The organism is Sulfurovum sp., from assembly GCF_049668085.1.
Lineage (GTDB): Bacteria > Campylobacterota > Campylobacteria > Campylobacterales > Sulfurovaceae > Sulfurovum.
The window spans coordinates 1-11,105 of sequence record NZ_JBATIY010000007.1 but is presented as its reverse complement, the minus strand read 5'-3'; the positions used below and the strand labels follow the sequence as shown (position 1 = coordinate 11,105).

The following is an 11,105-nucleotide window of genomic DNA, read 5'->3' as shown; positions in this document are numbered from 1 at the left end:
GCTTCTACTACTGGCTCAACTGGAGCGATATCTCCACCAGCCATAATCATTGTTGACGCTACTACTGAAAGTAATAATGTTTTTTTCATTGTAATTCTCCTTGAATTTGTTTTGAATACAACGGTATTATAGCATAAATTAGCGAAAAATGTCAATATAATTAATAATTAGTTAACAAATAGTTAATAATTTGGTCTAAATACCGTGTATAAGTATGTTTTATGGGTGTAAGATAGGATAGAAATAGAAGAAAAAAATGCAAAAATGAACCAAATTGAGTGTTTTTTTTAAGAAAAGTGTCTATTTCTTAAGGTTTTAGTTAATGTTTTTGATGGTTTGTATGAATATGATTGAAGTTAATGGTGGCGCGAGAGGGAATCGAACCCCCGACACAAGGATTTTCAATCCTTTGCTCTACCGACTGAGCTATCGAGCCAACTTAAAAACAGGAAATCTGTTTAAGAGGATAGAATTATAACAGCTAAAACTTAAAAGTCAGCAAGCAAAACCAAGAAATAAATCATTTTTTTAATTCTTTTACCAATTCCATAAACGTATCACCTCTGTGTTTATATGATTTGAATTGATCAAAACTTGCAGCAGCCGGTGATAAAAGGGCAACACTTTCTTGTGTATGCTGACTGTCTATCTGTTGTACAGCCTTTTGTATGGTTTGTGATTCCACAGCATGGATATGATAGGTTTTTGCAAGGCTTAAAAGTCTGTCACTGTTTGCCCCTATAGTATATAGTGTAAGGTTAAGTGACTTCATACTTTCAAAAAGAGGTGTTAGATCTACCCCTTTGTCATCTCCCCCGATGATGAGATGGATGTGTTTATCGGCATAGCCTTTGACAGCCTGTACAGTGGCATCAAGATTGGTGGCTTTGGAGTCATTTACCCAGAGTCTTCCCTGTGCATCTTTAAGCTCTTCTTGTCTATGGGCATCCAGGGTAAAGGTATTCATGAGTGTATAGTCTGCTTCATCAAAAAGTACTTTCGTTACAGCAAGTGCAAGCAGTGCATCCTGTAAAAAGGCAGCTTTAAAACGCAACTGGGTGCTATCGAGGTTAAAATACTCTGCTATAAATTCGTTACTGTCATATTCGACGACATAGGCATGTGTCTTTGGAAGATCCAGTCCTTTAGGTACGAGTGCCAGTTCTCCTTCTTTCATGGCCAGTAGCGGCCTAAGCTTATCTGCTTCATACTGTTCATATGTGTCATGCCAATCCAAATGGTCCGGAGTGATAGGGAGCAGAAGGTAAATGTCAGGTGAAGCTGTTTTGGTATGGTGCAGGGCAAATGAAGAGCTCTCAAGTACCCAGATAGGGGCATTAGTGTCCAGTTCTGCCAAAGGCGTACCAATGTTCCCGCCACTGAGGGCACCACGTTTTTCTAAAAGATGTGTGAGCATTTGTGTGGTCGTCGTCTTACCGTTCGTTCCTGATATCCAAATGCTAAAAGGCATCTCTTTTGCAAAGTAATCATATTCGCTGAGCAAATTTTTAGCACTTTTGATCAGTGGATGGTCTGGTTTCAGACTGGGTGTAGTGACTTCCAATGCACTTGCCTCTGGATCAAAAAGATGCGAAGGGAGTATGTGATTTCCCGTTTCATCCGTGTATGCTTCCTTGACATTGTCATCAAAGAAAGTACATCCTCCGCCTAGTTTTTTTGCGATAGCTTTTGTGGTGAGTCCGTAGCCAAAAAGTGTGGGCTTTATCTGTTTCATGATTATCTGAACTTAAATGAGATAAGTGCAAGTACATTTGCGATGAATGCGATCATCCAAAAACGTATGATGATCTTATTTTCTGCCCATTTTTTGAGTTCGAAATGGTGATGTATGGGAGCCATGAGGAAGACGCGCTTCCCACGCAGCTTAAAACTTCCCACTTGAAGGATGACTGAAACCGTTTCTATCACGAAAATGAGACCTATAAGAATAAGCAGGATCTCACTTTTCCCCAAGATGGCAAGATAGGCTAAAAATCCGCCTATAGCAAGGCTGCCTGTGTCACCCATGAAAATCTCTGCAGGGTAGCAGTTGTACCATAAAAAACCAAATAGACCACCTATGAGTGCAGCAGCCAGTATCATCACTTCACCCACACCTTTGATATTTGGAACCAGCAGATACTGACTAAAGATGGCATGACCAGTTACATAGATGATCAAACCTAATGAGACCAATGCGATGATAGAGGGTACCGTTGCAAGTCCATCAAGTCCATCGGTAAGATTTACCGCATTGGTTGTAGCTAAAAATACAAGTATCCAAAAAGGAATAGATGCATAGCCTAAGTCAAAAAGAGGTGTTTTGAGAAAGGGCACATAAAATTCAGTTGGAAATCCATTAAATATAAGTAATCCTGTTGCAAGTGATGCAACGATGATCTGTAATCCCATTTTGCCTTTGGGAGTCAGTCCTTCCAGATTGTCACCAGCCAGCACTTTTCCCAGATCATCTTTAAACCCAACAAAACCAAAGCCAATGAGTGTGATAAGTCCGCCGAGTATGTAGATGTTAGAGAGATCTACGGTCAGTAAAGCCGCAAAAAGTGAAGAGATAAGAAACACAGCACCACCCATCGTTGGTGTGTGTTGCTTCCCTTCATGTGCAGGGACGTATTTGCTAATGGGTTGATTTGCATTCTTTGAAATAGCCCAAGCAAGGTATTTTGGCATAACGAACAGCGTGAGTATAAAGGCAATAAAAAATGCGATACCGGCACGTACTGAGATGTATCCGAAAAGATTAATATCTAAGAGTTGGGAGAGTTCGTATAGCATGGGCAACTTTCGTATAACCCGTATTATGCAATAGAAATCATGAAACTAGTATGAGCCATTGCGTCTAGGATATTCACAATAAATCATCGCTTAACCTAAGGGTTAAACTGCCCAACGGAAATACCCTTGGGGTACAAATTTATTGCAAGCACCCTAAACACAAGCACTATACACTATTTTCATAATCCTATTGCATAATACGGGTTTAAAATTTTGTATTAAAGAATTAAGAAAGTTTATTTTACTATTATTTCAATAAAAAAGAATAATTACATAACCTTAATGCTGTGCAAACTTAAAATGTGACTAGTCATATGAGCCAACTGCTGAAGTTGTCTGAGTGACAACGTAACTTTATGGGATTTGCGCCAAAAGTGTTCTAAGTAATAAAAAGAGAAAAATATGAAACAAAAAACCGTTTTAATCATCACTGATGGTATAGGGTGTAAACCAGACAGTACATGTAATGCATTTAAAGATGCAACAAAACCTACCTATGACAAACTTTTTGAAACAGCACCTAGTGCACTTATCTCCACGCATGGTCTGAGCGTAGGTCTTCCTGAAGGGCAGATGGGAAATTCTGAAGTAGGACATATGACGATAGGTGCTGGACGTATTTTGTACCAGGATCTAGTCAAGGTCTCTTTGGCACTTGAAGATGGAAGTATAGAAAATAATCAGGCATTAACTGATATCTTAGAGAAGAGTGATCGTGTGCATTTGATAGGGCTGCTTAGTGATGGAGGTGTGCATTCTCATATAGAACATACTATCGGTATGGCAAAACTTGCAAAAAGCAGAGGCAAAAAAGTCTTTTTACATTTGATCACTGATGGTAGAGATGTCAGTCCTACTTCTGCCAAAACTTATGTGGATCAAATAGAGGAGATATGTGATGAAAGCATCTCTATAGCTACCATAGGCGGACGTTTCTTTACGATGGACAGAGACAATCGCTGGGAAAGAATAGAAAAAGGGTATCGGGCGATAGCTGAGGCTAGACCATCAACCTCATTGAGTCCCAAAGCATATATCGATGAGAGTTATGCAAAAAATGAGACAGATGAGTTTATAGAGCCTGTCGCATTTGCAGGATATGAAGAGATGAAAGAGGATGATGTCGTGCTGGTAACGAATTTCCGTTCAGACAGAGTACGAGAGATCACGGCAGCGTTAGGTGATGAGCATTTTGATGAATTTGCATGTAAGTCTACACCACTGAACATCGCAACGATGACAAAGTACGATGCAAGTTTTCCTTACCCGATACTTTTTCCTAAAGAGACACCTAAACATACTTTGGCGGAAGTGATCTGCGATGCAGGACTAAGACAGCTTCATACAGCAGAAACTGAGAAGTATGCACATGTTACGTTCTTTTTCAATGGCGGTGTGGAGGAACCTATGATAGGTGAAAGCAGGGTGCTTATACCAAGCCCTGATGTGAAAACCTATGATATGAAGCCTGAAATGTCTGCGCCTGAAGTCGGTGAGGCGGTACGTACAGCCATGGATGAGTCTTATGATTTCATCGTGGTAAACTTTGCCAATGGAGATATGGTAGGACATACGGGTAACTATGAAGCAGCATGTCAAGCGGTAAATGCTGTGGATAAAGAACTTGGATTAATACTCGATAAAGCAAAAGAGGATGGCTATGCTGTAGTACTTACTTCAGATCATGGAAACTGTGAAGAGATGAAAGACAGTGAAGGGCATGTACTAACAAATCACACCGTAGGTGAAGTATGGTGTTTTGTCATGGCTGAGGGTGTAACTAGTGTTAAAGAGGGGTGTGGCTTAAATAATGTTGCACCAACAGTGCTTACACTTATGGGATTAGAGATACCTGCTGAGATGGATGAGCCACTGATCTGACCCAAATCTTGGGTCAACAGGAGAAAAGTGCCTTTTTGACCTTCTCAAACTCTTCGTAATCATTGGGAGTAATCGTATCTGAGTAGATGATATGATTAAGCTGCTCAAGTATATGCATTTTACTAAGTTGATCATCACATAAAGCATCATTGATAATAGCAATGTGTTCATCAAGATCGTACTCTTCTTCTAGTGTTTGTTTGAGAAATGTTTTTGCTTCCTCAGAATCACAATCAAAATCCATTTCCATCAGTTTACAAAAAAGTGGTGCTTCCTTTGCTATATCTCTGCGATCTATTTTAATGATATGTGCAAGTAGGGTAGCGACTGATTTTTTAATTTTCTTTTCCATATCTTTCCTTTCTGCCATTGTACCATAAAAACATGGTACAATTTTATCAAAGAATTACAAAAGGGTCAAAATGAAATTTACAGGTAAGAATGTTTTAGTGACTGGAGCAAGTAGAGGAATAGGTGCAGAAATAGCAAAAAGTCTCGCCACATTTGGTTTGAAAGTATGGGTGAATTATCGTTCTGGAGAGGCTGAAGCGAATGCGGTGAAATCAGAGATAGAAGCAGCAGGCGGTAGAGCAGAAGTGATCGGTTTTGATGTCAGCGATGATGAAGCTTTTGTAGCAGCGATGAAAAACATTGTAGAAGCAGATGGAGAACTTGCTTACCTGGTAAATAACGCCGGTATCACAAAAGACAAATTAGCAATGCGTATGAAAACAGATGAATTTATGGATGTGATCAACGCAAACTTAACCTCCACATTTATTGGCTGTCGTGAAGCGCTGAAAGTGATGGGAAAAAAACGTTTTGGTTCTGTAGTGAATATCGCTTCTATCGTAGGTGAAACCGGGAATGCGGGACAGACGAATTATGCAGCAAGTAAAGGCGGAACGATAGCGATGACAAAAAGTTTTGCGATAGAAGCAGCACCTAGAAGCATCCGTTACAATACGATCACTCCGGGATTCATTGCTACTGAGATGACAGATGTTCTTAAGGATGAGGTAAAAGATGCTTTCACATCCAAGATACCAATGGCTAGATTTGGTGAACCAAAAGAGGTAGCTGAAGCGGTAGCATTTTTACTGTCTGACCACTCTTCTTACATTACAGGTGAGACACTGAAGGTCAATGGCGGAATGTTTATGTAATTTCAAAGAAGCTTTTTTCTAAAGCTTCTTTCGAGTAAATGCTTTCTTCAATAAATACCACAAAAACAGTACACCCGCAGCTATGAGTAAACCTACCATCAGTTTGTCGCTGTATGCAACCAATGTCTCCTCAAAATTCTTAATGAGATAGATCCATAGGATAATAGCAATCAACGTACTGGAAAGTACAATAGTCAGAGTTACACGATGGCTAAATCCTATCAAAAACCCTACAAAACTTCCTACTACCGGACCTGTCATGGCAAAAGGTGTCAATACAAATAAAATGAGTCCAATAACACCATAACGTTTAATGAGAGGTTCATATTTGTGTGCACTGTTTTTAGAACGTTCTAGATAACGGTTAAGTGGCGGGTATGAAACGAAATCAAGTTTGTTCCAGCTCGATACAAAAAGAGGGTATAAAATGAGTACCATAATGGATTCAATAAAAAAGTTGAAAAGAACTAGAAAAGTAGTGTCCATTTGTGAAGCCACACCTATGGAGAGACCTGCCATACGACCGAATATGACATTGGTGATCGTAATACTTAGTAACTCTTGAAAATAATTTGAATAAAAAATACCGCAAAGTAATAGAAGGATAAAATATCCTCCTAATAATAGGAGTCCTAAGAGTAGGATCTGTCCCTCTTTATGTTTTAAAAATGAATGATCGAATTTCAACAATTTACCTTCTCTGTAGTCTATAGAATAAAAGTATAGCATGATATTACCGTTAAATAATTTTGAGGTATAATCATAAATAAAATTTAAGAAAGAGAGGGAAAGTATTGGCACGGATACTTATATTAGAAGATGATAAACTATTTAATGAAACCCTTGAAGATTTCTTAGAAGAAGAAGCGCATTCTCTACATTGTGCGCTTGATCCCTATAGTGCACTTGATCTGACCTATGAGCATGTATTTGACCTCTATCTTTTTGACGTTAATCTACCATATGAAAATGGTTTTGAGCTTTTAGAAAAACTACGTCAAAGCGGTGATGAAACCCCTTGTATCTTTATTACGTCCAGAGAAGATAAAGCATCGTTAAAAGAGGGGTTTGAAAAAGGAGGGGATGACTATATCTATAAACCTGTGGATCTGGATGAACTTTCTTTGCGTATACAGGCAGTATTGCGTAGACAAGTACGCAGTCAGGTCGTAGAGATAGATATGTATCAGTTTGATATTTTGACAAAAACACTTTACCTCAATGAGAAAACACTAGAGTTAAGTATCAAAGGAGGAGAACTTCTTTTAGTGCTTTTGGAAGGGCAGGGAAGAGTGGTCCCTTTGAATCAAATAAAAGAACGCCTTTGGAGTTCTTCTGAGGAAGCGAGTGATGGGGCATTGAGAGTCTATATTGCCCAACTTAAAAAATATTTCCCTACACAAATACAAAATATACGTGGTGTAGGATACCAAATGAGTACTAAATGACAAGTCGCCAAAAAGAGCTGATATTTGCCACGGTTATCTATTTTGTAACCATGTTCACTTTAATGACAGCGGTATACCGTTTTTTAGAGACGTGGCATTTGAGTGAGTTTAATATTTTTATAGCAGGGGCTTTGGTTTTGCTTGTGGCAATAGGATGGGCTTATGTTCTTTCTACTCTTATTTTTGCACCCAGAAAACAGATGGAAGACACACTCACCTCTTTGACCAATGATATTATTCATGAACTTAATATTCCACTTTCTACTATCAAAGCAAATACTGCCATGTTAAAAAAAACGATGGAAGATGAGAAATCGCTAAAACGCATTAAACGTATCGAAGATGCCAGCGTAAGACTCAAAAAATTGTATGATGAATTGGTCTATAGTATTCATAAAGAGATGCATGACATACAAAAAGAGCGATTTGACCTTCAAATTTTACTTGAAGAGCGTATTGAAATATTTAAGGAACAAAAGCGAAACCCTTTTGAACTGGCTTTAGAACCTTATGAAATAGAAGTAGACAAGATCGGTTTTGAACAGATGTTTGATAATATCGTTTCCAATGCCATGAAGTATTCATCCAAGGATGCACCTATCCGTGTGACACTGAACAATCATATATTAAGTGTGGAAGATAAAGGTGTAGGTATGGGGACTACAGAACTTTTACGTGTGCATGAACGGTACTATCAAGGAGATGACAGAAAAGATGGAGAAGGGATAGGACTTGCCTTGGTGAAAGCCTATTGTGATGATGAGGGGTTGGAAATACATATAAAGTCTGAAAAAGACGTAGGGACAACTGTGAGCTTCAATCTTTCAAAAGTAATGGCAACTATACATTCTGATGTAATGAAAAATCATTGATACTATTTCACTTTATATCAAATAGACTTACTTCAAATAATTATGATATAAAAGTATATTCATGATATTATAAAGTAATAAAAAAAGGAGGAAAACTCCATGAAAAATGATCTACGAAAAGGTTTGATAGTAGGAGGGTCTGTTCTCTTTATAGCAGCGTTTAGCATTATAGGATGCAGCAGTGACACAGTCAGTGAGATCATAGAAGATGCAAACTTGAGTGAAATAATTGATGATGCAATAAATGCACCAGAATCAACACTGACCCAAGAGTTAAAAGACTCAATCGCTTATATGTATAGTGAAGAGAGTTTGGCATATGATGTGTATACGAATATCTATAAACTCCAACCTATAGATGAGCTTGAGCAGATCGCGGTAGGTTCTGAAGCAGAGCATATAGATGCCGTCAATAGGCTTGCAATAAAATATGATCTGAATATGACACAGTATCCTGATACAGATGTATCGTATAGTATAGAGGGCATTGGTGATGGCCATTACCCCATAGAACATATTCAGGAACTTTATGAGTTACTGTATGACAAAGGAATTCAATCGCCACAAGATGCTTTAGAAGTGGGTTGTATGGTTGAGGTAGTGGATATTGTCGATTTGAATGAATTTATCGAGATGGCTGATGAAGCGGATGCATCAGATGTTTTACAAGTATTTACTTCTTTACGTGATGGAAGTTACAATCATTACTGGGCATTTGATACAGGGCTTAAAGATATGGGTATAAGTGAAGGATGTTGTGTTCTTGAACCTGCACTTGGCTTTGATTTCTGTCAGCCGGACTATCCTCAAAAATAAAAAAGGACTTCATACAGAGGTGTTCATTTGGTTTAACACTAAGTTAACACTTTTGTGTCATACTTCTTTCACGTCGAAATAAGAAAAGTTCAGAAGTTGTCTTGTATTTACCCCCCCCCGATCTTAAATACATAAGGCTTCTGCTCTTTTTAACATTCCCTTAACGTTTTTCCGTCATAATACATCCCAAAAAAGATTCCTCAATGCTAAAACATCGTCATTTTATCTCTTATTTTAGCACCACACTTATGTATATTTTGGGGATAAGTCTGTTTTTTTATGCACAAAACCATTATCTTGTCTCATCAAAAAAATCAGAAGAAAAAGCGATACAGCTTTGTATGTCCTCTTTTGAACCACAAATGGTTGAACAGGTGGAACAGGAACAGGTAAAAGAGATAGAGAAACCAATCGTAGAAGAAGAACCTGTGGTTGAGGAAGAGCCTGTTATTGAAGAAAAACCTATTGTCGAACCTAAAGTGATCAAAGAACCAATCCCAGAAGAAAAGCCGGAGATAAAAGAGGAAGTTATCCCTGAACCGGTTGTTCCTAAGCCAGTGGTGAAGGAAGTAAAAAAGAAACCTGAAGTCAAGAAAAAGCGTAAAAAGAAAGTAGTTAAAAAGAAAACGGCGAAAAAGAAACAGGTAAGACAAAAAGCTTCATCAAGAAGTGCAAAGAGCAGTCCTGCGCAAAAAAATCAATTTCTGGCAAATATCAGAACCAAGATCAATAAGCACAAATCGTATCCGAGGGTTGCTAAAAAAAGAGGTATGCAGGGTACAGTTAATGTGAAATTCACTATTTTAAGCAGTGGAAAAGTAGGGAACATTTCGGTGAGTGGACCTAAAGCATTTCAAAAATCGGCACGTAAGGCTGTAAAAAGTGCTTTTCCTATCAATGTAAAGAATGCGCCTATTACGTTGCCAAAAAGTATCAATATCAAACTTCGCTATCAACTTAGATAAATTTAATACAAGCTTAACACAACTGCGCTAGGATAATGCAAATTATTTTACAGGGAGTTAATATGAAAAAGGCGATATACCTTTCTTTGGCATGTACATTATGGATCAATGCTGCTGAAGTAGAGTTAGAAACGATACATGTAGATACAAAAGTAGATACAGAGGTTATTAAAGATGTCAGCGGGGAAGACATTAAATCAGCCGATCTGGCGGAAGCACTTTTTAAACAGTCTCCAAGTGTTGCTTTGAGCAGAAGATCTGGAATTGCGAATGATATCGTTGTGAGAGCACAAAGAAAAGACAATATCAATGTAACCATAGACGGTGCAAAAGTACATGGAGCCTGTCCAAACAGAATGGACCCACCGATTTCTCATATATTGACAAATAATGTGGATTATATCGAGATCAATGAAGGGCCATTTAATGTAGAAGATTTTGGTGCACTCAGCGCAGATGTAAAGATACACACGATCAAACCAACTGAAGAGTTTGAAGGTGAAGTGAATCTTGGTTTTGGATCTTGGGGATACAAAAAGGGATCTTTTGCGCTTAGTGGCGGCATCACAGAGAATGTAAGGGTTTTACTTACGGGTTCGATGGAAGAAGGTGAACAGTACGAAGATGGTGATGGGAATGATTTTGTAGGTCAGATACAAAGAGAGATAGATGCTGGAAACGTTCCAATGGGAGCACAGTATCAAACACAGTATCAAAATATGGATGCCTATTCGAAAAATACATTGATGGCAAAACTTTTTTGGGATATTACAGATAATCAAGAGTTGAGACTCAGCTATACAGCTAACAGAAGTGATGATGTACTCTATCCGTCTACACCAATGGATGCGTTGTATGATGACTCAGATATTTTTAATATCGAGTATATAGCCAAAGATCTAGGGACATATTCAAAAGAGCTTAATATTCAGGTTTATCAATCAGAAGTGGATCATCCAATGTCTAACATGTATAGAATTTCTTCGCTTAGTAATCCAATGATGCCAATGATGCCAAATCAAGTGACGCATGCATTGACTTCTGAGATGCAAGGGGCAAAACTTTCAAACAGTTTTGATATGGATAATCATACGATTACAGCAGGATTGGATTATAGTAAAAGAAACTGGGACGGTGAATTCTATAGAAACGACATGTATC

General features: G+C 38.3%; 11 protein-coding genes and 1 tRNA gene. 7 read left to right on the top strand and 5 right to left on the bottom strand.

From position 1 onward, the window contains the following. Positions 1-360: 360 nt before the first annotated feature. The 3 genes from WBM70_RS00555 to mraY form a co-directional block, all read right to left on the bottom strand. Positions 361-436: transfer RNA gene (locus WBM70_RS00555), tRNA-Phe, on the bottom strand. A gap of 84 nt (positions 437-520) precedes the next feature. Continuing rightward, complete coding sequence (murD, locus tag WBM70_RS00550; protein WP_424556568.1) at positions 521-1,735, bottom strand: UDP-N-acetylmuramoyl-L-alanine--D-glutamate ligase; 1,215 nt, start codon at positions 1,733-1,735, stop codon at positions 521-523. A gap of 2 nt (positions 1,736-1,737) precedes the next feature. Then, positions 1,738-2,796, bottom strand: a complete 1,059-nt coding sequence (gene mraY / locus WBM70_RS00545; protein WP_424556567.1) for a phospho-N-acetylmuramoyl-pentapeptide-transferase — start codon at positions 2,794-2,796, stop codon at positions 1,738-1,740. Between the two features lie 402 nt (positions 2,797-3,198). Here mraY and gpmI point away from each other — a divergent pair, with 402 nt between their 5' ends. Beyond that, entirely contained in the window at positions 3,199-4,677 is a 1,479-nt protein-coding gene (gene gpmI / locus WBM70_RS00540) for a 2,3-bisphosphoglycerate-independent phosphoglycerate mutase (RefSeq protein WP_424556566.1), read from the top strand. A 13-nt stretch (positions 4,678-4,690) separates the two neighbouring features. Here the strand turns inward: gpmI and WBM70_RS00535 are convergent, their stop codons facing one another. Further along, entirely contained in the window at positions 4,691-5,029 is a 339-nt protein-coding gene (locus WBM70_RS00535) for a hypothetical protein (RefSeq protein ID WP_424556565.1), read from the bottom strand. A gap of 70 nt (positions 5,030-5,099) precedes the next feature. Here WBM70_RS00535 and fabG point away from each other — a divergent pair, with 70 nt between their 5' ends. Beyond that, a complete protein-coding gene (fabG, locus tag WBM70_RS00530) occupies positions 5,100-5,843 on the top strand; it encodes a 3-oxoacyl-ACP reductase FabG (protein WP_424556564.1) in 744 nt (247 codons plus the stop codon). Positions 5,844-5,861: 18 nt separating this feature from the next. Here fabG and WBM70_RS00525 read toward each other — a convergent pair whose 3' ends face one another. Further along, a complete protein-coding gene (locus WBM70_RS00525; RefSeq protein ID WP_424556563.1) occupies positions 5,862-6,530 on the bottom strand; it encodes a small multi-drug export protein in 669 nt (222 codons plus the stop codon). 107 nt (positions 6,531-6,637) lie between these two features. Here WBM70_RS00525 and WBM70_RS00520 point away from each other — a divergent pair, with 107 nt between their 5' ends. From WBM70_RS00520 to WBM70_RS00500, 5 genes are all read left to right on the top strand, one after another. Beyond that, a complete protein-coding gene (locus WBM70_RS00520) occupies positions 6,638-7,291 on the top strand; it encodes a response regulator transcription factor (RefSeq protein WP_424556562.1) in 654 nt (217 codons plus the stop codon). Next, positions 7,288-8,163 carry a sensor histidine kinase gene (locus WBM70_RS00515; protein WP_424556561.1) on the top strand — a complete coding sequence of 292 codons (876 nt, stop codon included), beginning with the start codon at positions 7,288-7,290 and terminating at the stop codon, positions 8,161-8,163. The genes WBM70_RS00520 and WBM70_RS00515 overlap by 4 nt, the downstream gene beginning before the upstream one ends. A 99-nt stretch (positions 8,164-8,262) precedes the next feature. Next, a complete protein-coding gene (locus tag WBM70_RS00510) occupies positions 8,263-8,979 on the top strand; it encodes a DUF2202 domain-containing protein (RefSeq protein ID WP_424556560.1) in 717 nt (238 codons plus the stop codon). Between the two features lie 203 nt (positions 8,980-9,182). Then, on the top strand, positions 9,183-9,944 hold the full coding sequence (locus WBM70_RS00505; protein ID WP_424556559.1) for an energy transducer TonB: 762 nt from the start codon (positions 9,183-9,185) through the stop codon (positions 9,942-9,944). A 62-nt stretch (positions 9,945-10,006) separates the two neighbouring features. Next, positions 10,007-11,105, top strand: a 1,099-nt coding sequence (locus WBM70_RS00500; protein ID WP_424556558.1) for a TonB-dependent receptor plug domain-containing protein, incomplete at its 3' end; no start/stop codon positions are given.